The following is a 23986-nucleotide window of genomic DNA, read 5'->3' on the forward strand; positions in this document are numbered from 1 at the left end:
CTCAGTCCTCGTCCGATATTCGGACCAAGGCGCTCCGTTAGGAGGCCTGGCCGAAGATGTCGATACGGTCGCCCTCAGCGAGGGTCACGATCGCGCGCTTGCTGTCGGCACGCTTGCCGAAGCCCGTCTTGGTCCGCTTGCGCTTGCCCTGACGGTTGATCGTGTTGACTCCGGTGACCTTGACCGAGAAGACCGCCTGGACGGCCTGCTTGATCTGGGTCTTGTTGGCACGCGGGTCAACGATGAAGGTGTACTTGCCCTCATCGAGGAGCGCGTAGCTCTTCTCGGAGACGACCGGCTTGAGGAGGACGTCACGGGGATCCGTGAAGCTCTTGCTCAGCGGCGTCTCAACGGTGTTCTTGCCCTCGGCCTCGTGGCGCTTCGCCTTGGCGATGCGCGCGGCCTTGGCGGCCTTGGCCGCCTTGGGGGCGATGCTCGGGTGACGCGTAGCCATCAGGCTTCGCTCCCTTCGGTGTCAGTGGCCTGCGGGCCGGACACGAAGGACTCGAAGGCGGCCTGGGTGAAGACCACGTCGTCCGAGACGAGAACGTCGTACGTGTTCAGCTGGCCCGGCTCCAGGATGTGGACCTGGGGCAGGTTGCGAGCGGAGAGCAGCGCGGCCTCGTCGGCACGGTCGATCACCAGGAGCAGGTTCTTGCGCTCCGAGATCTTGGCGAGCAGCGACTTGGCGGCCTTGGTGGAGACTCCGCCGTCGACCACGCCGGTGACGACGTGGATGCGAGCGTTGCGGGCCCGGTCGGTGAGGGCGTGGCGCAGGGCCGCGGCCTTCATCTTCTTCGGGGTCCGCTGCGAGTAGTCACGCGGCTGCGGGCCGTGGACGACGCCACCGCCGGCGAACTGCGGCGCACGGGTCGAACCCTGGCGCGCACGGCCGGTGCCCTTCTGGCGGTAAGGCTTGCGCCCACCACCGCGGACTTCGCCACGGCGCTTGGTCTTGTGCGTGCCCTGACGGGCAGCGGCCAGCTGGGCGACGACGACCTGGTGGAGAAGCGGGATGCTGATCTTCTCTACGTCGAAGATCTCCGCGGGGAGCTCGACCGTCCCGGCCTTGTCGCCTGCAGGCGAAAGGATGTCAATGGTGCTCATCGGTTCCTCAAACCCCCTTGGCCGCGGTGCGGACCAGGACGAGGCCACCGTTCGGACCGGGAACTGCGCCCTTGATGAGGAGCAGACCCTTCTCCGCGTCAACGGCGTGAACGGTCAGGTTCTGGGTGGTGACCCGCTCGTTGCCCATGCGACCCGCCATGCGCATGCCCTTGAAGACACGGCCGGGAGTGGCACAGCCACCGATGGAACCGGGCATGCGGTGCACACGGTGGGCACCGTGGGACGCCTTGCCACCCTTGAAGTTGTGGCGCTTCATGACACCGGCGAAGCCCTTGCCCTTGCTCTTCGCGGTGACGTCAACCTTGACGCCGGCCTCGAAGACCTCGGCAGTGATCTCCTGGCCCAGCGTGTACTCGCTGGCGCCGGGGGTACGGAGCTCCACCAGGTGGCGGCGCGGGGTTACATCGGCCTTGGCGAAGTGGCCCTTGAGGGGCTTGTTCACCTTGCGCGGGTCGATCTCGCCGAAGGCGATCTGGACCGACTCGTAGCCGTCAGTGTCGTTCGTACGGACCTGGGTCACGACGTTCGGACCGGCCTTGACCACGGTGACCGGGACGACACGGTTGTTGTCGTCCCAGACCTGGGTCATGCCGAGCTTCTCGCCCAGGATGCCCTTGATCTGCTTAGCCATTCTCAGCTCACCGATCCCTAGAGCTTGATCTCGATGTCGACACCGGCCGGAAGGTCGAGTCGCATCAGAGAGTCAACGGTCTTGGGCGTCGGGTCGAGAATGTCGATCAGGCGCTTGTGCGTGCGCATCTCGAAGTGCTCGCGAGAGTCCTTGTACTTGTGCGGCGACTTGATGACGCAGTACACGTTCTTCTCAGTGGGCAGCGGCACCGGGCCTGCGACCGACGCACCAGTGCGGGTCACCGTCTCGACGATCTTCTTCGCCGAGCTGTCGATGACCTCGTGGTCGTAGGCCTTAAGCCGGATGCGGATCTTCTGTCCCGCCATGGCTACTAGTAGTCCTGTCTCTCGAAACGCTCTGGAACCTGGCAGGTCCTATTCCGTCCTCCTCCGACCCACGCGGTCGGGCGTGTCGCAGTCTCACTGACAGAAATATCCATACGGATTTCCCTGCTCGGGAGCTGCAGCCCTGGGACCGCGAAGCCGGGGGAAGAAACCCACCGGGCGCCTGGCTGAACGACCTCACTGCACTTCCCGGAAGATTCCCGTACGTCCGCCCTAGCGCTGCCTGCGGATCTTTCGACCTTCTGGCAGATGGGGCGACGAGTACTGTGGGACTCGCTTCCGGTCCTCCCGGCGGGAGGCGTGCAGCATCGGCACTCAACCGAGCAACCCCGACAGTCTGCCACAGAGCGGCTGCGCCTGGCCAATCGAGCCGTAGAGAGTACCCCTGGGGTGACGAAGGTCAAACCGGGGGCGCCACGCGTCGCTCATGCGGGGACACGCGCGAGGCGGGCCACATGGATCATGTGACCCTCTCCGCGCCGCCGGATTCGTCAGCGCACACCGTCTGATCACCGGTATCGCTCACCCACCTGACCCGTGTGGGCCGGGCATCGAAATGACGAGAGTCAACTTCGCGGACGTTGCCCGGCACGTGAGAAGCACGTCCCCGGCTCCGCATCCGATCGCTTTCCGCATCGGCGGCCGAGGCTTCCGGGACAGCCGGAATGACTCCTCGCAGCCCGCGGTCCACCACGGCGAACCGGAACTCGTCGTCCCCCGACCAGAGCCAGTCGACACTGCCGATGGTCTCGGAGAGCAGCGTCTCGCGGGTGCGCTGGTGCCGCGACTTCCTCGTCACGCTCCGCGCCCTCGACGATCTACTGCGCATCGAGGTGGCGGACACCAGGGGGGACAGGCGCCCGCCCCTTACGCGACAACCACCCGCCCCCGACGCCGAATCGGGGCGCGGCCTGCCCCCCATCGAGGCGGTAGCCGACCGCTGGGGCGTCGCGGAGGGACCCGTTCCGCGTAAGACGGTGCGGGCGGAACTGGATCTCGTACCACCGGAGCACGAGAACGCGTGCGCCGGTGTTCCATGCGACAACCCCAAAGGAACAACGGACGGGGAAAAGGAACCGAGCCAAGCCCCACCCGCCCCGGTCGTCGACCGCCGGGGCCACTCACTCACAAAGGTGAACATCGCCAACTCGGCTGGCCAAAGCCCCCGTTGACAGCCATACGCTCAGCGCGAGACGCAGGCAAACAGACAACCGCAGACATGCGACGGCCCCCGGCCGGGACTCGCAATCCCGATCGAGGGCCTGACCACCGAGGAAGAATCGAGCTTCCCGATGGGTACCCAGAACCCTAGCGCGCCCCCGCGCGCCCAGTCCCGCGTTGCCGGGAAAGCGCGCCCGAACCGGGCCCCCGCGCCGCTCGGCATCACGCACGCCAACACCCGCCACGCCACCCGCTTCACGGTGATCGGCAACCACCTGGCCCAGCACCGCGAGCTCTCCCTCGTCGCGATCGCGCTGGCTGTTCACATCCAGTCGCTGCCGACCGGCGCCCCGCGCAGAGGGCGAGCCGGGGTTCGGCGCGGTGCAGGCCGGCGAGGAGGTCGGCGGCGGTCTGGAGGAGGAGCGGGGAGGAGTGGGAGGGGTGGGGGGCGGCCAGGGGCCGGGGCGGGCGCTCGCCGTCGGGGCGGAACTGCAGCGCGGAGGCGAACAGGTCGATGGGGGGCGTCGTCATGAGAGATGACCCCGGACCAGTACCAGGAACTCGCCGCCCGCTACAACGGAGGCCCGTACCGGGAGTCCGACGGCGCCCAGGCCTACGGGCGTGGCTTCAACAACAACCTGGACGAGGCAAGGAACGCACTGCGCTGATGACAGACCCCGCCCGCCCTGCCGCTCCGGCACACCCCGACGGTCCCGCCCACCCGGACGACGACCGGGGCTTCCTTCGGGTGGTCCTCGCCCTGCCGTTCGCGCTGCTCACTCTCATCGCCGCGTACTTCTGCTGGACGGCCATGACCATCCGGCCGTCCGGGAGTTGGGACGACGACGCCTACGGCGGCATCGTCCTGTCATGCGTCGTCACCATCGCGGCCGCCGGCTCCGCGGCGGTGCTGTGGCTCCTGCCGTCCGTACGGCGGGTCATGGGGTGGGCGTGGGTCGCGCCCGCTCTGGTGCTGGGGGTCGCTGCCGCGGTGCGGTGGGTGGTCAGCGGTTGACCTGCGAAACCCGCCCCCGCCAAGACCATCGGTTCGAGTGAACGGAACATGTCCTTGCATGGAACCTGACCCCACTGACGAGCCTCTTCTCGGCTGAAGCACCGAGAAGCAGCGCACATTCCGACCGCTGCGTACGGCGGACGGAGGGCGACGCGTGCGACGCGGACGTGGACAGGACAAGCGTGATCAGAGCGCGCAGGACGGCGGCAGCGGGCGAATAGTCGACGGGGGCGAGGGGTTCCCGGCGGCGCCCGGCGTACACGGGAGCGACAGCCTCCCGCAGGCACCCCGCGTACACGGGAACGACAGCCTCCCGCAGGCACCCCGCGTACACGGGCGCCGGGCCGTGCTCATCGGGTCCGCCGCCGTCGCGGCCGCCACCGCGGCCGCCGTCGTGGGCCACGATGCCGCGACCGCGCCCCCGGCCCGCGCCACCGCCCCCTCCCCCGCCTCCGGCCGCCCCGCCGCCGAGGGCGATCACGCCCTACTGCTCCAGGTCCTCGCGCACCCCGACGACGACCTGTACTTCATGAACCCGGACACCAGCCAGGCCGTCGCCGCCGGCGTCCCCCTGGTCTGTGTGTACGTCACCGCGGGCGAGGCCGACGGCGTCAACAAGATCCCCGGCCGCGCGCATCCCCCGGCCGACAGGTCCGCGTACGCCTCCGCCCGTCACCAGGGGCTCCGCCAGTCCTACGCGACCCAGCTCGGCCTGCCCGTCTTCAGCGGCTGGCGCACCGAGGTCACCACGCTCGCGGGCGGGCACCAGGCCGAGGTGAACACCCTCGAGCACCGGGGCCGCCGCGTCGAGCTGGTCTTCCTCGACCTCGCGATGCACACCCCGGCGGGCCACATGGGTGCCCCGGCGCTGTGGCGGGAGCGCGGACTGCCGCTGCGTACGGTCGTCGTCGCCGGGTCGCCGCTGCGCCGGGCACAGATGTACGACTACGACGGCCTGGTCGACGTACTCGTGGCCCTCTTCGAGCGGTACCGGCCCACCCTCGTGCACACGCTCGACCCGGACCCCGACATCCAGGACAGCGATCTGCGTACGCGGATACGTGACAGCGAACAGCCCGGTTTCTCCGACCACGCCGACCACACGGCCGTGGCCGCCTTCACCTGGGCCGCGCTGATCCGCTGGTCGCAGACCGCGGCGGGTGGACCGCCCCCCTTCGCCGCCACCGCCTTCCGCGGCTACTACAACCACCACTGGCCCGAGAACCTCCCCGAGGCCGTGCTGCACGCCAAGGCTGCGCACCTGATGCCCTACGGCGCGGCTCCCGACTGGCAGTGCGGCAACCCCTCCGGCTGCGGCGACTACAACGTCGGCGGGGACCGCCCCCTCACCAACCGCAAGGGCTGGGTCCGCTCGACGCACTACCGCTACCCGGGCCCACGGATCGCCCTGGCCCAGGAACCGGACGGCAAGCTGTCCGGCTACGGAGTGCTCGGCATGCGGGCCGTCCGGTGGCGCGAGACCACGCAAGGAGTCTTCGGCCGGCCGACGGACCTCGGCGGCGGCCCGCTCGCGCCGGCCCTCGGCTCCGCGACCCTCCGCGACGGGCGGCAGCTGCTGCTCGGCCTGCGGCTCGCGGCTCTGGAGGGGCGCGGCGGCTCCGACCTGCGCGAGATCGTGGTCCTCGAACAGCGTGCCCCCGGCGGGGAGTTCGGCGCCTGGACCGGTCTCGGCAACCCGGAGACCGACCCCGTGCGCGGCCGCCGCGTCGGCGTCCCCGTCGCCGTCACCGCCCGCGACGGGCAGGTCCATCTCTTCGTACGGGACGCGGACCAGGGCATCAGTACACGGGTACGCGGCCTCGACGGGCGCTGGTCGCCGTGGCGCGGTCTCGGCGGCGGGCCCGTGCAGGACGGTCTGACCGCGGTCGTCGGTGAGGACGGCGGCGTCCATGTGTACGCGCCGGGACGCGACACGGTGCACCACTGGACTCCGGAGGGGCCCGCGCCGCTCGCCGGGCTGCCGGTGCCCGCCGACGCCGTCGCCGCCACGGGCGGCCGGCTCTACTACCGGGCCCCCGCCTCGTCGGCGCTGACGGCGACGGCCGGGCCCCCGTTCGACTTTCCGGGCTACGGCCCCGTGACCGCCGACGGGCCGTACCTCCTGGGCCGGGACACCGCCGGCACGCTCCAGCTCCTGCACCGCGGCCGGATCCAGCGGGCCGCGCGCGACCTGGTCACCCTCGACGGGCCCGCCCTGCGCGCCACCCCGCGCGGCCCCGTGGCCGCGGGCCTCTCCCCCGCGGCCCGGCCATGGCTGTGGCGCCCGGACAGCTCCACCGGCACCGGGACCGCCCGCAAGATCTGAGCGCCAAGAAGACCCGAGCCCCAAAACAAGAGAAGAACGCATGCGAAAGGGGCCCGTACGACCGAAGTCGTACGGGCCCCTTCTGGTGCTCGCTGGAGCTACCAGGTCAAACCGTCAAGGAAATTACTTGACGATCTTGGTGACCTGGCCGGCGCCCACGGTCCGGCCACCCTCACGGATGGCGAACTTCAGGCCCTCTTCCATGGCGACGGGCTGGATGAGCGCAACGTTCATCTCAGTGTTGTCGCCCGGCATGACCATCTCGGTGCCCTCGGGGAGGGTCACAACGCCGGTCACGTCCGTCGTGCGGAAGTAGAACTGCGGGCGGTAGTTGTTGAAGAAGGGGGTGTGACGGCCACCCTCGTCCTTCGACAGGATGTAGGCCTGGGCCTCGAACTCGGTGTGCGGCGTGACCGAACCGGGCTTGATGATGACCTGGCCGCGCTCGACGTCCTCGCGCTTGATGCCACGGAGGAGCAGACCGACGTTCTCACCGGCCTGGCCCTCGTCGAGCAGCTTGCGGAACATCTCGATGCCGGTGACCGTGGTGGTGGTCTTCTCGGTCTTGATACCGACGATGTCGACGGTCTCGTTGACCTTGAGGACACCACGCTCGATGCGGCCGGTGACGACGGTGCCACGACCGGTGATCGTGAAGACGTCCTCGATCGGCATCAGGAACGGCTTGTCGACGTCACGCTCGGGCTGCGGGATCGACTCGTCGACGGCGGCCATGAGGTTCAGGATCGACTGACCCCACTCCTTGTCGCCCTCGAGCGCCTTGAGCGCCGAGACCTTGACGACCGGCAGGTCGTCGCCCGGGAACTCGTACTCGGAGAGGAGCTCACGGACCTCGAGCTCGACGAGCTCCAGGATCTCCTCGTCGTCCACCATGTCGGCCTTGTTCAGGGCGACGACGATGTACGGAACGCCGACCTGGCGGGCCAGGAGCACGTGCTCCTTGGTCTGCGGCATCGGGCCGTCGGTGGCGGCGACCACGAGGATGGCGCCGTCCATCTGCGCGGCACCCGTGATCATGTTCTTGATGTAGTCCGCGTGACCGGGGCAGTCGACGTGCGCGTAGTGACGCGTCTCCGTCTGGTACTCGACGTGCGCGATCGAGATCGTGATACCGCGCTGGCGCTCCTCAGGAGCCTTGTCGATCTGGTCGAAGGCCGAGGCCTCGTTCAGGTCCGGGTACGCGTCGTGCAGCACCTTGGTAATGGCGGCCGTGAGGGTCGTCTTACCGTGGTCAATGTGACCGATGGTGCCGATGTTGACGTGCGGCTTAGTCCGCTCGAACTTCGCCTTCGCCACTGGGTCCTCCTGTGGAGTGGTTCTGTACGCCTTGCTTCATCGGCGCCAGGTGATCTTTGCTGGGAAACCCGCCGCCGGGGTTCGGGGTTACGAACCCCGGCGGTCGGTGTCAAGCCTAAAGCGTGAACTCGGGTGAGTTACTCGCCCTTGGCCTTCGCGATGATCTCCTCGGCGACGTTCCGCGGAACCTCGGCGTAGGAGTCGAACTGCATCGAGTAGCTTGCGCGACCCGACGTCTTGCTGCGGAGGTCGCCGACGTAGCCGAACATCTCCGAGAGGGGCACGAGGCCCTTCACGACACGGGCGCCGCTGCGCTCCTCCATGGCCTGGATCTGGCCACGGCGGGAGTTGATGTCGCCGATGACGTCACCCATGTAGTCCTCGGGCGTGGTGACCTCAACGGCCATCATCGGCTCGAGCAGCACGGGGCTGGCCTTGCGCGCGGCCTCCTTGAACGCCTGCGAACCGGCGATCTTGAAGGCGAGCTCGGAGGAGTCGACCTCGTGGTAGCCACCGTCGAGAAGGATGACGCGGACGCCAGTCATCTCGTAGCCGGCCAGGATGCCGAACTGCATGGCCTCCTGCGCACCCGCGTCCACCGACGGGATGTACTCCCGGGGGATGCGGCCACCGGTGACCTTGTTCACGAACTCGTACGTGGCGTCGCCGCTGTCGATCGGCTCGATCGCGATCTGCACCTTGGCGAACTGACCGGTACCACCGGTCTGCTTCTTGTGGGTGTAGTCGTGACGCTCGACGGCCTTGCGGATCGTCTCGCGGTAAGCGACCTGCGGCTTGCCGACGTTCGCCTCGACGCGGAACTCGCGCTTCATGCGGTCGACGAGCACCTCGAGGTGAAGCTCGCCCATACCACCGATGATGGTCTGGCCGGTCTCCTCGTCCGAGTGGACCTGGAAGGAGGGGTCCTCCTCCGAGAGGCGCTGGATGGCGACACCCAGCTTCTCCTGGTCGCCCTTGGACTTCGGCTCGATGGCGACCTGGATGACCGGCGCCGGGAAGTCCATGGACTCCAGGATCACCGGCTGCTTGTCGTCACAGAGCGTCTCACCCGTGGTGGTCTGCTTCAGACCCATGACGGCGACGATGTCACCGGCGCCCACCGACTCGATCTCCTCACGCTTGTTCGCGTGCATACGGTAGATCTTGCCGATGCGCTCCTTCTTGCCCTTGACGGAGTTCAGCACGGCGGTGCCGGACTCCAGGCGGCCCGAGTAAACCCGGACGAAGGTGAGCTTGCCGAGGTGCGGGTCGCTCATGATCTTGAACGCCAGCGCCGAGAGGGGCTCCTCGTCGGACGGCTTGCGCTTGACGACCGTCTCCGCGTCCTTGACGTCGTGGCCCTCGATGGCCTCGACGTCCAGGGGCGACGGCAGGTAGCGCACAACGGCGTCGAGCAGGGGCTGAACGCCCTTGTTCTTGAACGCGGTGCCGCAGAACACGGGGGTGACAGTGGTGTCGCCGCCCTTGCCGGAGGCGATGGTGATGCGACGGATCGCCGCGTACAGCTGGTCCACCGAGGGCTCAGTGCCCTCGAGGTACAGCTCCATCATCTCTTCGTCGTTCTCCGCGACGGCCTCGAGCAGCTTGCCGCGCCATTCCTCGGCAGCCTCGGTGTGCGTGGCCGGGATGTCGACGATGTCGTACGCCTCGCCCTTGGCCGCCTCGGCGGACCAGACGAACGCCTTCATCGTGACGAGGTCGACGACACCCTGGAAGTCCATCTCGGCGCCGATGGGCAGCTGCATGACGAGCGGGGTCGCACCGAGGCGGTTGACGATCATGTCAACGCAGCGGTGGAACTCGGCACCCGTACGGTCGAGCTTGTTGACGAAGCAGATACGCGGCACGCCGTAGCGGTCCGCCTGACGCCAGACAGTCTCGGACTGGGGCTCAACACCGGCAACGCCGTCGAACACCGTCACGGCACCGTCGAGGACGCGGAGCGAACGCTCCACCTCGACGGTGAAGTCCACGTGGCCCGGGGTGTCGATGATGTTGATGGTGTGGTCGACATCGTTCAGCGGCCAGTGACAGGTGGTGGCAGCAGAGGTGATCGTGATGCCACGCTCCTGCTCCTGCTCCATCCAGTCCATGGTCGCGGCGCCGTCGTGGACCTCACCGATCTTGTACGAAACACCGGTGTAGAACAGGATCCGCTCGGTGGTCGTCGTCTTGCCCGCGTCGATGTGAGCCATGATGCCGATGTTGCGCACCTTGGCCAGGTCAAGTGAAGTGGTAGCCATATCGGCTCAGTCTTCTCTCGGTCTCGATGTGGGTAGCGACTACCAGCGGTAGTGCGCGAAGGCCTTGTTGGACTCGGCCATCTTGTGGGTGTCCTCACGCTTCTTGACGGCAGCGCCAAGACCGTTCGAGGCGTCGAGCAGCTCGTTCATGAGGCGCTCGGTCATGGTCTTCTCGCGGCGGGCGCGGGAGTAACCCACGAGCCAGCGCAGCGCGAGCGTGTTGGCGCGACCGGGCTTGACCTCGATCGGCACCTGGTAGGTGGCGCCACCGACACGGCGGGACTTGACCTCGAGGGTCGGCTTGATGTTCTCCAGCGCGCGCTTCAGCGTGATGACCGGGTCGTTGCCCGACTTCTCACGCAGACCCTCCATGGCGCCGTACACGATGCGCTCGGCGGTGGAGCGCTTGCCGTTCAGCAGCACCTTGTTGATGAGGGAGGTCACCAGAGGAGAACCGTAGACCGGGTCAATGATGACCGGGCGCTTCGGGGCGGGGCCCTTACGAGGCATTCTTACTTCTCCTTCTTGGCGCCGTAGCGGCTGCGGGCCTGCTTGCGGTTCTTGACACCCTGGGTGTCGAGCGAACCGCGGATGATCTTGTAACGAACACCAGGCAGGTCCTTCACACGGCCGCCACGCACGAGCACGATGGAGTGCTCCTGCAGGTTGTGTCCCTCACCCGGGATGTAGGCCGTGACCTCGATGCCGCTGGTCAGACGCACACGCGCGACCTTACGGAGGGCCGAGTTCGGCTTCTTCGGGGTGGTCGTGAACACACGCGTGCAGACGCCGCGACGCTGGGGCGAACCCTCGAGTGCGGGCGTCTTGTTCTTCTCGACCTTGTCCTGCCGGCCCTTCCGGACCAGCTGCTGGATCGTAGGCACTACTTCTCCGGTTTCTGTGTGCCGAATAGTAAAGCTAACCTGGAACATTTCCCGACCCACGCGGTCGGGTGTGTCGAATACTGTGAACTCCCGCCGCCAAGCGGGAAGGGCGCAGATTACGGTGGCCCATCGCGGACTCCCGTAGCGGCTGACGACACGCACAGGAGCCCAGGCACACCCCAGGCACAAGGTCTGAGCGTACCTACCTCATCGGGTTCGGTCAAAACAAATGCAGTCCACCGCGACACGCCGGACTTGTCACGCTCCGCCCGGAGCCCCCCGCGCACGGCATGGACACGATTCAGTTGTTCACCCGTCCCCGCCTGTTCCGCTTCAGTTACCTTGATCGACCGGCTTTGCTGGATCTTGCTGGATCGGGGACACAGCGGTCAGGTGGTGCAGCTACGGGGCGACGGAGACCTTGACGACCGGGTGCCCTTCCTGGCCCGTCTGGAAGCGGACGACCGGGCGGCCCTGCTCGCCCTCGGCGGCGCCCTTCGCTGCTCCCCCGCGCGGCCCTGAGCCACCAGGACGAGCCGTCCGCCCATGTCCTGCTGAGCCTGCACGGCTGGACCGAGGTGATCGCCGCCGCGGCCAACGGCTACGAGGCCCTGCGCGGCCCCGGCGACATCGTCGGCGAGTCCGCGGCGCTGACCAGGCGCTCCAGGTCGGCGACGGTCACCGCCCTCGAACCGGTACAGGCCGTGGCCGTCGAACACGACCGCTTCACCCGCTTCCTCTCGGCCTCGCCCCAGGTCGCCCTGTAACTGCTCGGCCTGACCGCCGACCGCACCAGGGCCGCCGACCGCAGACGCCTCGAGTTCGCCTCCCTGAACGTGCGGGAGCGGTTCGCCGCACTGCTCCTGGACCTGGCCCGCACCCACGGACGCCGTACGGAAGAGGGCATCGAGCTCGCCGTGCCGCTCAGCAAACAGAAGCCGGCCGGATCCGTGGGCGCTTCGCGGGAGACGGTCCAGCGGCCGCTCAAGGAGCTGCGTGAGCAGCGTGCCGTGGTGACCGGCCGCAGGTCCCTGGTGATTCTGCGGCCCGACATCCTGCGGCAGCTGCTGACGGGCTGAACCCCCCTGGGGCCACAACAAGTGGGACTGTGCACACGGTCACACTTCCAGTGAGTCATCTGCCCTCACACCCCTCCCGCCACCGGCGCCATGCTGCCGGGCATGACTACTGAGCCCGTCAGCAGGACGATCCTGCTGTTCGACATCGAGCGCTTCAGCGACCGCGACGACGTCGAACAGGCCTGTCTGCGGCGCATGCTGTACGCCATCGCCGACCGGACGCTGGAAGCCGCCGGCATCGACGAAACGCTGCGGATGCGGGCCGACCGGGGCGATTCCGTGATGGAGCTGATCGAGGCGTGCGCCTCCGTCACCGGCCTGCTGCGCGCCCTTCTGACCGAGGTTCCCGCACAGCTGCGTGCCGTGAACCGGATGGCGTCGCGGTCGGCCCAGATCAGGCTGCGCGGGGTCGTGGCCACCGGGTTCGTGGCCGTGGACCCGCTCGACGGCTGGTCAGCTCCGACCTCGACCACGCCTGCCGGCTCCTCGACGCACAGGTGCTGCGGGACGCGCTGGGCGAGCGTCCGGACGACTTCGCCCTGTGTGTCTCGGAGAGCGTGCACAGCGGGATCGTCCGCCACGACCATCCGGGCGTCCCGCGCGACGCGTTTCACACCGTCACGGCCGGCAGCAAGAACGGCCCGTTGCGGGCGTGGCTGCACGGTCCGGTACCGGCGCGGAGCGGCACGGGCGACGACGGCCACGTGAGCGGGGGGAGGGGGAAAGCCCGGCGCCGGGTGGCCACCGCACAGGAGCGGCAGCGCCTCGAACCGGTCTGGCGGGAGGTCACCGCCCGTGCGGGCGTCGACGCGCGGACGTACGAGCTGTGGGTGGAGGACAGTGACGGCCTCAACGCGGTCGCGGCGGCCGGCCACATCGTCGGCGTCACCCGCTTCGCCATGAGCGAGCTGCCCAACGGCGAGTCGGCCGCGGTGACGGCCCACGAGCTGGGTCACCACGTCGGAGGCCATACCTGGTCCTCGCTGCTCGGCTACTGGTGCGCGCTGCCGGGCCGCATCGCCTGGCGGGTCTTCCGAGGCATCGGCCGGGCCCTGTTCAAGGTGTCCAAGTCCTTCTCCTGCTTCGGCGTCGGGTACTTCCTGCTCGTCTTCGGCAGCGTCGCCCTCACCACGATCAGCACGCTGTAGCTGTACGGGCTGCCGCTGCTGATCCTCGTCCTGCCGTACGCGCTCGCCGCGGTCAGCAGGCGCGCGGAGTTGCGCGCCGACCAGCATGCGGCGGGCCTCGGCTTCGCACCCGTGCCGGCCGGCGTCCTGGACAAGCTTCACCGTTCCGATCAGCAGCGGACGGCCACCGCGCGGGCCCTCAACCGCAGCGTCCCCCTCAAGGAGAGCCCTCTGAGCAGGCTGCTCTCCTCGCACCCGGACCACTACACCCGGCTCCACCACCTGCAGCCCTACCTCCAGCCCTACGCGCCCCAACAGCCACCGCGGCAGCCACCGCGCTGAAGCACACCGGCCGACCCAGGACAGCCGAAAGGGCGCCCACCCCGCAGAAACGGAGTGGGCGCCCTTCAGCAGACGTACGCCTTACTGGTTGTACGGACCGTAGTCGTAGTCCTCCAGCGGAACGGCCTGGCCGGAGCCCGTGCCGAACGGCGAGTAGTCGATGTCGTCGTAACCGACGGCCGAGTACATCGCGGCCTTGGCCTCTTCGGTCGGCTCGACCCGGATGTTGCGGTAGCGGGACAGACCCGTACCGGCCGGGATGAGCTTACCGATGATGACGTTCTCCTTGAGGCCGATGAGGCTGTCGGACTTGGCGTTGATCGCCGCATCCGTCAGGACTCGGGTCGTCTCCTGGAAGGAGGCGGCCGACAGCCAGGATTCCGTCGCCAGCGAGGCCTTGGTGATACCCATCAGCTGCGGACGGCCGGAGGCGGGGTGACCGCCCTCGGTGACCACACGACGGTTCTCGGTCTCGAACTTCGAGCGCTCGACGAGCTCGCCCGGCAGCAGCTCCGCGTCGCCGGACTCGATGATCGTCACGCGGCGCAGCATCTGCCGGATGATGATCTCGATGTGCTTGTCGTGGATCGACACACCCTGCGAGTTGTAGACCTTCTGGACTTCGCCGACCAGGTGGACCTGGACCGCACGCTGACCGAGGATCCGCAGCACGTCGTGCGGGTTGGTGGCACCGACGGTGAGCTTCTGGCCCACCTCGACCGCGTCGCCCTCGCCGACCAGGAGACGGGCACGCTTCGAGATCGGGAACGCCGTCTCGTCGCTGCCGTCGTCCGGGGTGACGACGAGCTTCTTGGTCTTCTCGGTCTCCTCGATCCGGACGCGGCCCTTGGCCTCCGAGATCGGGGCGACACCCTTCGGCGTACGAGCCTCGAAGAGCTCGACGACACGGGGCAGACCCTGGGTGATGTCGTCACCGGCCACACCACCGGTGTGGAAGGTACGCATCGTCAGCTGGGTACCGGGCTCACCGATGGACTGGGCGGCGATGATGCCGACCGCCTCACCGATGTCGACCAGCTTGCCGGTGGCCAGCGAGCGTCCGTAGCAGAAGGCACAGGTGCCGACCGTGGACTCGCAGGTGAGAATCGAGCGGGTCTTGACCTGCTCGACACCGTGCTGGATCAGCTGGTCGATGAGCACGTCGCCCAGGTCGACGTTGGCCGGCGCGATCACCTTGCCGTCGATGACGACGTCCTCGGCGAGCATACGGGCGTAGACGCTGGTCTCGACGTCGTCCGTCTTACGAAGGACGCCGTCCTCGCCGCGCGCACCGATCTGCAGCTTGAGGCCGCGCTCGGTACCGCAGTCCTCCTCGCGGATGATGACGTCCTGCGAGACGTCCACCAGACGACGGGTCAGGTAACCCGAGTCGGCGGTACGCAGGGCGGTGTCCGCGAGACCCTTACGGGCACCGTGCGTGGAGATGAAGTACTCAAGCACGGTCAGGCCCTCACGGAAGGAGGCCTTGATCGGACGCGGGATGGTCTCGTTCTTCGCGTTCGACACCAGACCACGCATACCGGCGATCTGACGCATCTGCATCATGTTTCCTCGGGCACCCGAGTCAACCATCATGAAGATGGGGTTCGTCTTGGGGAAGTTCGCGTTCATCGCCTCGGCAACCTCGTTGGTCGCCTTGGTCCAGATCGCGATGAGCTCCTGCGTGCGCTCATCCTTGGTGATCAGACCGCGCTCGTACTGCTTCTGGACCTTCTCGTCCTGCGCCTCGTAACCCGCGACGATCTCCTTCTTGGCCGCGGGGACCACGACGTCGGAGATGGCCACGGTGACACCGGAACGGGTCGCCCAGAAGAAGCCGGCCGCCTTCAGGTTGTCGAGCGTCGCCGCCACGATGACCTTGGGGTAGCGCTCGGCCAGGTCGTTGACGATCTCGGAGAGCTGCTTCTTGCCCACCGAGTAGTCGACGAACGGGTAGTCCTCGGGCAGCAGCTCGTTGAAGAGCGCGCGGCCCAGGGTCGTACGCAGCCGGAAGCTGTCGCCCGACTGGTACTCCGGCTCGCCTTCCTCGACGGCCGGCGGGGTCCAGCCACGCGGCGGGATGGTGCCCACCGGGAAGCGGATGTCGACGGACGACTGGAGCGCGAGCTCGCCGGCGTCGAACGCCATGATCGCCTCGGCGGTGGAGCCGAACGCACGGCCCTCGCCCTTGACGTCACGCAGCTCACCGTCGGTGGTGAGGAAGAACAGACCGAGGACCATGTCCTGGGTCGGCATCGTCACCGGACGGCCGTCGGCGGGCTTGAGGATGTTGTTCGAGGACAGCATCAGGATGCGGGCCTCGGCCTGCGCCTCCGCGGAGAGCGGAAGGTGCACGGCCATCTGGTCACCGTCGAAGTCCGCGTTGAACGCGGTGCAGACGAGCGGGTGGATCTGGATGGCCTTGCCCTCGACCAGCTGCGGCTCGAAGGCCTGGATGCCGAGGCGGTGCAGCGTCGGCGCACGGTTCAGCAGAACCGGGTGCTCGGCGATGACCTCTTCCAGGACGTCGTACACGACCGTGCGGCCGCGCTCGACCATGCGCTTGGCGCTCTTGATGTTCTGCGCGTGGTTCAGGTCGACCAGGCGCTTCATCACGAACGGCTTGAAGAGCTCCAGCGCCATGGCCTTCGGGAGACCACACTGGTGCAGCTTCAGCTGCGGGCCGACGACGATGACGGAACGCGCCGAGTAGTCGACTCGCTTGCCGAGCAGGTTCTGACGGAAACGACCCTGCTTGCCCTTGAGCATGTCGGACAGCGACTTCAGCGGACGGTTGCCGGGGCCCGTGACCGGGCGACCACGACGGCCGTTGTCGAAGAGCGCGTCGACGGCCTCCTGAAGCATGCGCTTCTCGTTGTTCACGATGATCTCGGGGGCGCCGAGGTCAAGGAGTCGCTTCAGGCGGTTGTTGCGGTTGATCACGCGGCGGTACAGGTCGTTCAGGTCGGAGGTCGCGAAACGGCCACCGTCCAGCTGCACCATCGGACGCAGGTCCGGCGGGATGACCGGCACGCAGTCGAGCACCATGCCCTTGGGGCTGTTGCTGGTCTGCAGGAACGCGGAGACGACCTTGAGGCGCTTGAGCGCACGGGTCTTCTTCTGGCCCTTGCCGGTACGGATGATCTCGCGGAGGCGCTCCGCCTCCTCCTCGAGGTCGAAGGACTCCAGGCGCTTCTGCAGGGCAGCGGCACCCATGGAGCCGTCGAAGTACGTGCCGAAGCGGTCACGCAGCTCGCGGTAGAGCAGCTCGTCACCTTCGAGGTCCTGGACCTTGAGGTTCTTGAAGCGGTTCCACACCTCGTCGAGGCGGTCGATCTCGCGCTGCGCACGGTCGCGCAGCTGCTTCATCTCGCGCTCCGCGCCTTCGCGCACCTTGCGGCGCACGTCGGCCTTGGCACCCTCGGCCTCGAGCTCGGCCAGGTCGGTCTCGAGCTTCTTGGCGCGGGCCTCCAGGTCGGAGTCGCGACGGTTCTCGATCTGCTGACGCTCCACCTGGACGTGCGCCTCGAGGGAGGGCAGGTCGCGGGTGCGGCGCTCCTCGTCCACGAACGTGATCATGTACGCCGCGAAGTAGATGACCTTCTCGAGGTCCTTCGGGGCGAGATCAAGCAGGTAGCCGAGGCGCGACGGAACGCCCTTGAAGTACCAGATGTGCGTGACAGGGGCGGCCAGCTCAATGTGGCCCATCCGCTCACGACGCACCTTGGCGCGAGTGACCTCGACGCCGCAGCGCTCGCAGATGATGCCCTTGAAGCGGACACGCTTGTACTTACCGCAGTAGCACTCCCAGTCCCGGGTCGGACCGAAGATCTTCTCGCAGAAGAGTCCGTCCTTTTCGGGCTTGAGGGTGCGGTAGTTGATGGTTTCAGGCTTCTTGACCTCGCCGTGCGACCAGGTCCGGATGTCGTCCGCGGTGGCAAGGCCGATCCGCAGCTCGTCGAAGAAGTTGACGTCGAGCACTGTGCGTCAATCCCTCTTTCGGGGTTGTGCCCCTCGCGTAAAGCGAGAAATAAGGCGCTTCATCATGGTCTGAACGGTCCCGGGGATGGCCGGGGGTTCCTTGTGGGAGCCCCCGGCCAGGCCCGTCAGACCTCTTCGACGCTGCTCGGCTCGCGCCGGGACAGGTCGATACCGAGCTCCTCCGCCGCGCGGAAGACGTCCTCGTCGGTGTCGCGCATCTCGATGGACATGCCGTCCGAGGACAGCACCTCCACGTTGAGGCAGAGCGACTGCATTTCCTTGATGAGCACCTTGAAGGACTCGGGAATGCCCGGCTCGGGAATGTTCTCGCCCTTGACGATGGCCTCGTAGACCTTCACGCGGCCGGTCACGTCGTCGGACTTGATCGTCAGGAGCTCCTGGAGGGCGTAAGCGGCACCGTAAGCCTCAAGCGCCCACACCTCCATCTCACCGAATCGCTGGCCACCGAACTGAGCCTTACCACCCAGCGGCTGCTGGGTGATCATGGAGTACGGACCGGTCGAACGGGCGTGGAGCTTGTCGTCGACCAGGTGGTGCAGCTTGAGGATGTACATGTACCCGATCGAGATCGGGTCCGGGAACGGCTCACCGGAGCGGCCGTCGAACAGGTTGGCCTTGCCGGACGGCTGGACCAGACGGTCACCGTCGCGGTTCGGGATCGTGGCCTCGAAGAGACCGGAGATCTCGTCCTCGCGCGCACCGTCGAAGACCGGGGTCGCGACGTTGGTACCGGGGGCGACCTGGTCGGCGCCGATGGCCTGCAGGCGCTGGGCCCACTCGTCACCGAGGCCGGAGACGTCCCAGCCGCGGCTGGCGAGCCAGCCGAGGTGGATCTCCAGGACCTGTCCCGGGTTCATTCGGGACGGCACACCCAGCGGGTTGAGGATGATGTCGACCGGAGTTCCGTCCTCGAGGAACGGCATGTCCTCGATCGGAAGGATCTTCGAGATAACACCCTTGTTGCCGTGGCGGCCGGCGAGCTTGTCACCGTCCGTGATCTTGCGCTTCTGCGCCACGTAGACACGAACCAGCTGGTTCACGCCCGGCGGCAGCTCGTCGCCCTCTTCACGGTCGAAGACGCGGACGCCGATGACCTTGCCGATCTCACCGTGCGGCACCTTCAGCGAGGTGTCGCGCACCTCGCGCGCCTTCTCACCGAAGATCGCGCGGAGCAGGCGCTCCTCCGGCGTCAGCTCGGTCTCACCCTTGGGCGTGACCTTGCCGACGAGGATGTCGCCGGCGACGACCTCGGCACCGATACGGATGATGCCGCGCTCGTCGAGGTCGGCGAGGACCTCTTCGGAGACGTTCGGGATGTCCCGGGTGATCTCCTCCGGGCCGAGCTTGGTGTCACGGGCGTCGACCTCGTGCTCCTCGATGTGGATCGAGGAGAGGACGTCGTCCTGCACGAGGCGCTGCGACAGGATGATCGCGTCCTCGTAGTTGTGACCCTCCCACGGCATGAACGCCACGAGCAGGTTCTTGCCGAGCGCCATCTCGCCGTTCTCGGTCGCGGGACCGTCGGCCAGAACCTGGCCCTCGATCACGCGGGCGCCCTCGTCCACGACAACCTTCTGGTTGACGGAGGTGCCCTGGTTGGAGCGCGAGAACTTCGCGAGGCGGTACGTGGTGTACGTGCCGTCGTCGTTGGCGGTGGTGATGTAGTCCGCGGAAACCTCCTGGACCACACCGTCCTTCTCCGCCTTGAGCACGTCGCCCGCGTCAGTGGCGCAGCGGTACTCCATGCCCGTGCCGACGAGCGGCGCCTCGGACTTGATCAGCGGCACGGCCTGACGCATCATGTTCGCGCCCATGAGGGCACGGTTGGCGTCGTCGTGCTCGAGGAACGGGATCATCGCGGTCGCGACCGACACCATCTGGCGCGGCGAGACGTCCATGTAGTCGACGTCGTCGCCCGGGATGTAGTCGATCTCGCCGCCACGACGGCGGACCAGGACGCGGTTCTCGGTGAACCGCATGTCCTCGCCGAGGCCGGCGTTGGCCTGGGCGATCACGAAGCGGTCTTCCTCGTCCGCGGTCAGGTAGTCGACGTCGTCGGTGACGACACCCTCGACGACCTTGCGGTACGGCGTCTCGACGAAGCCGAACGCGTTGACGCGACCGTAGGAAGCCAGCGAGCCGATCAGACCGATGTTCGGGCCTTCAGGCGTCTCGATCGGGCACATACGGCCGTAGTGGGACGGGTGCACGTCACGGACCTCGAAGCCGGCCCGCTCACGGGAGAGACCACCCGGGCCAAGCGCCGACAGACGGCGCTTGTGGGTGAGACCCGACAGCGGGTTGTTCTGGTCCATGAACTGCGACAGCTGGCTGGTGCCGAAGAACTCCTTGATGGAGGCGACGACCGGCCGGATGTTGATCAGGGTCTGCGGCGTGATCGCCTCGACGTCCTGAGTCGTCATGCGCTCGCGGACGACGCGCTCCATACGAGCCAGACCCGTGCGGACCTGGTTCTGGATGAGCTCGCCGACGTTACGCAGACGACGGTTGCCGAAGTGGTCGATGTCGTCGGTCTCGACGACAATCGAGACACCGCTGTCGCCAACGGTCTCGGTCTCACCGGCGTGCAGCTTCACCAGGTACTTGATCGACGAGATGATGTCCTCGACGGTCAGGACGCCGGCGTCCAGCGGGGCTTCGCCGCCCAGCTTCTTGTTCACCTTGTAGCGGCCGACCTTCGCGAGGTCGTAACGCTTCGGGTTGAAGTAGAGGTTCTCGAGCAGCGTCTGCGCGGCCTCACGGGTCGGCGGCTCGCCCGGACGCAGCTTGCGGTAGATGTCGAGGAGCGCGTCGTCCTGGCCCTGGGTGTGGTCCTTCTCCAGGGTGGCGCGCATGGACTCGTACTCGCCGAACTCCTCGAGGATCTGCTCGGTCGTCCAACCGAGAGCCTTCAGGAGAACGGTGACGGACTGCTTGCGCTTGCGGTCGATGCGGACACCGACCATGTCGCGCTTGTCGATCTCCATCTCGAGCCAGGCACCCCGGGACGGGATGACCTTGGCCGAGAAGATGTCCTTGTCGGACGTCTTGTCGATCGAGGAGTCGAAGTAGACGCCCGGCGAGCGGACGAGCTGCGACACAACGACACGCTCGGTGCCGTTGATGACGAAGGTGCCCTTGTTGGTCATGAGCGGGAAGTCGCCCATGAAGACCGTCTGGGACTTGATCTCGCCGGTCTCGTTGTTGGTGAACTCGGCGGTGACGAAGAGCGGGGCGCCGAACGTGAAGTCGCGCTCCTTGCACTCGTCGATCGAGTTCTTCGGCGGCTCGAAACGGTGGTCGCGGAACGTCAGGGACATCGACCCTGAGAAGTCCTCGATCGGGGAGATCTCCTCGAAGATCTCCTCCAGACCGGACTTCCTGGGGACGTCCTGTCCGCTGTCCAGAGCCGCCTCGACACGAGCCTTCCACGCGTCGTTGCCGAGCAGCCAGTCGAAGCTTTCGGTCTGCAGCGCAAGAAGGTTCGGAACCTCGAGGGGCTCCTTGATCTTTGCAAAGGAAATGCGCAGCGGGGCGGTGCTGGCGCCGTTGTTCGTATTCGCGGTCGAGGCAGTGCGCGAGGCGGCCAAGAGGGGGTCCTTCCGAGGGCTCGGACTCACTACGCGCGTACCGGTCCCAAGCTGGCACGGAGGCAGAAGCTTCCCGAATCGGCCGGTGAAGGCCAGGTCAGGAGGACTTCAGTCCACGGTGCTGGAGCGAGGGCATGCCCCTGGTGACGGGCAGGGAGCAGCTAACAGGCAGCGCAAAGGGTCAGTGTAGCCACTTGGCTCACTGATGTCCAGTGCGGGTTTTTTGAGACCCTCGTTGTCCTCAACGACCCTCGTCAGACCCTCGTTGTTCTCAACAGCTGCAACACGTCACCACGTCACTCGTGGCGCGCACATCCTTACTGCCCTCTTCGTCGTCGATCCATGCCTCGGATCCGGATCGTTGTGACGACGCGTCCTGAGAATTGCGCGCTGCGTGCGGTTCGTCAAGGCCCCCTCCTGTGCGAACGGGGCTGCCCCGACCCCCGCACTCACCAGCAGGCACCCGCAGGCACCGGCTCCAGGCACCGGTTCCAGGCACAACGAAGATCACCATACTCGTCGGGACCGTCAGTGCAAGGCAGCCGAACTGGAGCGCCGAGCGGCCGTCCGAAAAGCCTGAAGGGCGACCACCCAGTTGGGTGATCGCCCTTCAGTACGTTCGCGTTACAGCCCTACGCGAGAGCCGCTCAGCAAGGAGTCAGCAGACTCCAGAGGTCACTTGACCTCGACGGAGGCGCCGGCGCCCTTGAGGGACTCGGCAGCCTTCTCCGCGGCGTCCTTCGCGACCTTCTCGAGGACGGGCTTCGGGGCGCCGTCGACGAGGTCCTTGGCCTCCTTGAGGCCCAGGGAGGTGAGCTCGCGCACGACCTTGATGACCTGGATCTTCTTCTCGCCGGCGCCGGTGAGGATGACGTCGAACTCGTCCTGCTCCTCGGCAGCCTCGGCGGCCGGGCCACCGGCGGCGGGGCCGGCAACGGCGACGGCCGCGGCGGCGGTGACGTCGAACTTCTCCTCGAAGGCCTTCACGAACTCGGAGAGCTCGATGAGGGTCATCTCTTCGAACTGCGCGAGCAGGTCGTCCTGGGACAGCTTCGCCATGATGGCGTCCTTCCACTAATTCGGCAGGTGCCGGAGTTACATGTAGGCGGGCGTACGTTCGGCCCGCTGCGACCGTCGCCCTTGCGGGCAACGATCATTGCGCGAGCCGAGTTACTCGGCACCGCCCTGCTCGTCGCGCTTGACGCGAAGCGCCTCCGCAGTGCGGACGAACTTCGACGGGAGCGCCTGGAAGACCTGAGCAGCCTGAGTCTGCTTGCCCTTCATGGCGCCCGCCAGCTTGGCGAGCAGAACCTCGCGGGACTCGAGGTCCGCGAGCTTCTTGATCTCATCGGCGGACAGCGCCTTACCGTCAAGGACACCGCCCTTGATGATGAGGTTGGGGTTGTCCTTGGCGAAGTCACGAAGACCCTTCGCCGACTCCACCGGGTCACCGGTGACGAAGGCAACCGCTGTCGGACCCGTGAACAGGTCGTCCAGCGTGTTGATCCCGGCCTCGTTGGCCGCGATCTTGGTCAGCGTGTTCTTCACCACGGCGTACTCGGAGTTCTCACCGAGAGAACGGCGCAGCTGCTTGAGCTGGGCCACGGTGAGACCCCGGTACTCGGTCAGCACGGCGGCGTTCGAGCTGCGGAACTTGTCCGTGAGCTCGGCTACCGCGGCAGCCTTGTCGGGCGTCGGCATAGAGCGTCGGCCTCCTTCCGGGTGATGAGGACCGCTCAGAAGGGGCTGTACAAAACAAAACGCCCCGGCGCAGGCGCACGGGGCGTAGCTCGACCGGAACGAGTCCGGGAACTTTCCACAGTCACCTGCGCAGGTCGTCCGCTTTCAGCAGATCCTTCGGTCGCCGGATCCTCTTGCGAGGGCACGGCAACGACCAGCGGTCTTTGGCTTCCTGAGGAGATTACGTGACGGGGTCCGCCTCAGGCAAATCCGCCCTTGTCGGCCGCCCGCCGGGGCACTCAACCGCTGGTCGCGCGCGGTCCGCTCGCCTTGGCCTCGCCCTCTTCACTGTCATGCAGTGGGCTTTCGACTGACGACGTCCTTGAAGTCGACCGTGTCCCGCGCCGGCGGGCGCTCGGCCGAGGCGCGGGCGCCGTAGTCGGCGTAGTGCACGGTCCCGGAAAAGGCTCCGGAGCCCGTACGGGCCCGCTGGACGCGCTTGACCAGGAGGTGCCCGCGGTCGATCCAGACGTCGACGCGCTGCCCGTCGGCCGTGCCCGTGTAGTGCGTGGCGCGCACGCCGCGCACGGTCTCCCGGCCCACCTCGCGCGCGTTCCCCGAGGACAGCAGCAGTTTCAGGGAGGCCGCCGGTGAGAGGTCGGCCCCGGGGTCGTACGGGTATCGGATCCAGTGCTTGCCGTCCGACAGCGCGGCGAACTTGTCGGTCATGCGCGTGTAGTACGCGTCCGGCAGGAAGCGGGACTGGGACGGGGAGCCGCCCATGAGCCGGGTCGTCGAGGCCATCGAGCCGCCGGTCGCTGTCACCCTAAGGGTGCCGCGCAGCCCGCCCGACCAGCGCAGGACGCCCACGCTCCGCGACGACAGGCTGGTGCCCGTACTGCTCGTCGCCTCGATCCTCGCGGACCCGGCGGCGGTGACCTCCGAGCGGGCGGCCCGCAGCGCCCCGGTGACCCTCTCCTCACCCCTGGGCGCCTCGTGCGAGCCGCAGGACACCAGGCCGGCCACCGCCAGGCAGACCGTCGCGTACCGCACCCACGTCCTGCCGTTCATACGCTCCCCCCGCCGAGCCCCAGTT

General features: G+C 67.4%; 20 protein-coding genes and 1 pseudogene. 7 read left to right on the forward strand and 14 right to left on the reverse strand.

The window, feature by feature from the left end; translation table 11 throughout:
* Positions 1 to 37 precede the first annotated feature (37 nt).
* From rplW to OG698_RS21030, 5 genes are all read right to left on the reverse strand, one after another.
* Positions 38 to 454, reverse strand: coding sequence for a 50S ribosomal protein L23 (gene rplW, locus OG698_RS21010; protein ID WP_100594884.1), 417 nt, complete (start codon positions 452 to 454; stop codon positions 38 to 40).
* A complete protein-coding gene (rplD, locus tag OG698_RS21015) occupies positions 454 to 1107 on the reverse strand; it encodes a 50S ribosomal protein L4 (protein ID WP_100594885.1) in 654 nt (217 codons plus the stop codon). The genes rplW and rplD overlap by 1 nt, the downstream gene beginning before the upstream one ends.
* 7 nt (positions 1108 to 1114) lie before the next feature.
* Positions 1115 to 1759, reverse strand: coding sequence for a 50S ribosomal protein L3 (gene rplC, locus OG698_RS21020; RefSeq protein ID WP_100594886.1), 645 nt, complete (start codon positions 1757 to 1759; stop codon positions 1115 to 1117).
* A 17-nt stretch (positions 1760 to 1776) separates the two neighbouring features.
* Entirely contained in the window at positions 1777 to 2085 is a 309-nt protein-coding gene (gene rpsJ, locus OG698_RS21025) for a 30S ribosomal protein S10 (RefSeq protein ID WP_003948644.1), read from the reverse strand.
* A 478-nt stretch (positions 2086 to 2563) separates the two neighbouring features.
* Complete coding sequence (locus OG698_RS21030) at positions 2564 to 2902, reverse strand: hypothetical protein (protein ID WP_406104650.1); 339 nt, start codon at positions 2900 to 2902, stop codon at positions 2564 to 2566.
* An 898-nt stretch (positions 2903 to 3800) separates the two neighbouring features.
* Between OG698_RS21030 and OG698_RS21035 the strand changes: the two genes are divergently transcribed.
* From OG698_RS21035 to OG698_RS21045, 3 genes are all read left to right on the forward strand, one after another.
* The gene (locus OG698_RS21035; RefSeq protein ID WP_406104652.1) at positions 3801 to 3932 is read left to right on the forward strand and encodes a hypothetical protein; all 132 of its coding nucleotides are present in this window, start codon (positions 3801 to 3803) and stop codon (positions 3930 to 3932) included.
* Entirely contained in the window at positions 3932 to 4279 is a 348-nt protein-coding gene (locus OG698_RS21040; RefSeq protein ID WP_406104654.1) for a hypothetical protein, read from the forward strand. Before OG698_RS21035 ends, OG698_RS21040 begins: the two co-directional genes overlap by 1 nt.
* 346 nt (positions 4280 to 4625) lie before the next feature.
* The gene (locus OG698_RS21045) at positions 4626 to 6605 is read left to right on the forward strand and encodes a PIG-L family deacetylase (RefSeq protein WP_406111200.1); all 1980 of its coding nucleotides are present in this window, start codon (positions 4626 to 4628) and stop codon (positions 6603 to 6605) included.
* A gap of 123 nt (positions 6606 to 6728) precedes the next feature.
* On the opposite strand, the gene tuf is transcribed toward OG698_RS21045, so the two are convergent.
* From tuf to rpsL, 4 genes are all read right to left on the reverse strand, one after another.
* The gene (tuf, locus tag OG698_RS21050) at positions 6729 to 7922 is read right to left on the reverse strand and encodes an elongation factor Tu (protein ID WP_100594894.1); all 1194 of its coding nucleotides are present in this window, start codon (positions 7920 to 7922) and stop codon (positions 6729 to 6731) included.
* Positions 7923 to 8059: 137 nt separating this feature from the next.
* Positions 8060 to 10186 carry an elongation factor G gene (gene fusA, locus OG698_RS21055; protein ID WP_100594895.1) on the reverse strand — a complete coding sequence of 709 codons (2127 nt, stop codon included), beginning with the start codon at positions 10184 to 10186 and terminating at the stop codon, positions 8060 to 8062.
* 39 nt (positions 10187 to 10225) lie between these two features.
* The gene (gene rpsG, locus OG698_RS21060) at positions 10226 to 10696 is read right to left on the reverse strand and encodes a 30S ribosomal protein S7 (RefSeq protein ID WP_116511074.1); all 471 of its coding nucleotides are present in this window, start codon (positions 10694 to 10696) and stop codon (positions 10226 to 10228) included.
* Positions 10697 to 10698: 2 nt separating this feature from the next.
* The gene (gene rpsL, locus OG698_RS21065; RefSeq protein ID WP_003948652.1) at positions 10699 to 11070 is read right to left on the reverse strand and encodes a 30S ribosomal protein S12; all 372 of its coding nucleotides are present in this window, start codon (positions 11068 to 11070) and stop codon (positions 10699 to 10701) included.
* 396 nt (positions 11071 to 11466) lie between these two features.
* On the opposite strand from rpsL, the pseudogene OG698_RS21070 reads away from it, so the two are divergent.
* From OG698_RS21070 to OG698_RS21085, 4 genes and pseudogenes are all read left to right on the forward strand, one after another.
* A pseudogene (locus OG698_RS21070) lies at positions 11467 to 12149 on the forward strand (Crp/Fnr family transcriptional regulator).
* A gap of 102 nt (positions 12150 to 12251) precedes the next feature.
* Positions 12252 to 12857 carry a hypothetical protein gene (locus tag OG698_RS21075; protein WP_406104657.1) on the forward strand — a complete coding sequence of 202 codons (606 nt, stop codon included), beginning with the start codon at positions 12252 to 12254 and terminating at the stop codon, positions 12855 to 12857.
* 29 nt (positions 12858 to 12886) lie between these two features.
* Complete coding sequence (locus OG698_RS21080) at positions 12887 to 13297, forward strand: M48 family metalloprotease (protein WP_406104658.1); 411 nt, start codon at positions 12887 to 12889, stop codon at positions 13295 to 13297.
* A 69-nt stretch (positions 13298 to 13366) separates the two neighbouring features.
* Positions 13367 to 13618: a hypothetical protein gene (locus OG698_RS21085; RefSeq protein WP_406104660.1), complete on the forward strand. Its 252-nt coding sequence runs from the start codon at positions 13367 to 13369 to the stop codon at positions 13616 to 13618.
* 81 nt (positions 13619 to 13699) lie between these two features.
* Here the strand turns inward: OG698_RS21085 and OG698_RS21090 are convergent, their stop codons facing one another.
* From OG698_RS21090 to OG698_RS21110, 5 genes are all read right to left on the reverse strand, one after another.
* On the reverse strand, positions 13700 to 17599 hold the full coding sequence (locus tag OG698_RS21090; RefSeq protein ID WP_383087275.1) for a DNA-directed RNA polymerase subunit beta': 3900 nt from the start codon (positions 17597 to 17599) through the stop codon (positions 13700 to 13702).
* Positions 17600 to 17724: 125 nt separating this feature from the next.
* Positions 17725 to 21210: a DNA-directed RNA polymerase subunit beta gene (rpoB, locus tag OG698_RS21095; RefSeq protein ID WP_326774530.1), complete on the reverse strand. Its 3486-nt coding sequence runs from the start codon at positions 21208 to 21210 to the stop codon at positions 17725 to 17727.
* A gap of 675 nt (positions 21211 to 21885) precedes the next feature.
* Positions 21886 to 22269: a 50S ribosomal protein L7/L12 gene (gene rplL, locus OG698_RS21100; RefSeq protein WP_100594898.1), complete on the reverse strand. Its 384-nt coding sequence runs from the start codon at positions 22267 to 22269 to the stop codon at positions 21886 to 21888.
* A 111-nt stretch (positions 22270 to 22380) separates the two neighbouring features.
* Positions 22381 to 22911: a 50S ribosomal protein L10 gene (gene rplJ / locus OG698_RS21105; RefSeq protein ID WP_100594899.1), complete on the reverse strand. Its 531-nt coding sequence runs from the start codon at positions 22909 to 22911 to the stop codon at positions 22381 to 22383.
* Between the two features lie 330 nt (positions 22912 to 23241).
* Positions 23242 to 23961 carry a hypothetical protein gene (locus OG698_RS21110; protein WP_406104662.1) on the reverse strand — a complete coding sequence of 240 codons (720 nt, stop codon included), beginning with the start codon at positions 23959 to 23961 and terminating at the stop codon, positions 23242 to 23244.
* Positions 23962 to 23986 lie beyond the last annotated feature (25 nt).

The organism is Streptomyces sp. NBC_01003, from assembly GCF_045162695.1.
Classification (GTDB): Bacteria; Actinomycetota; Actinomycetes; order Streptomycetales; family Streptomycetaceae; genus Streptomyces.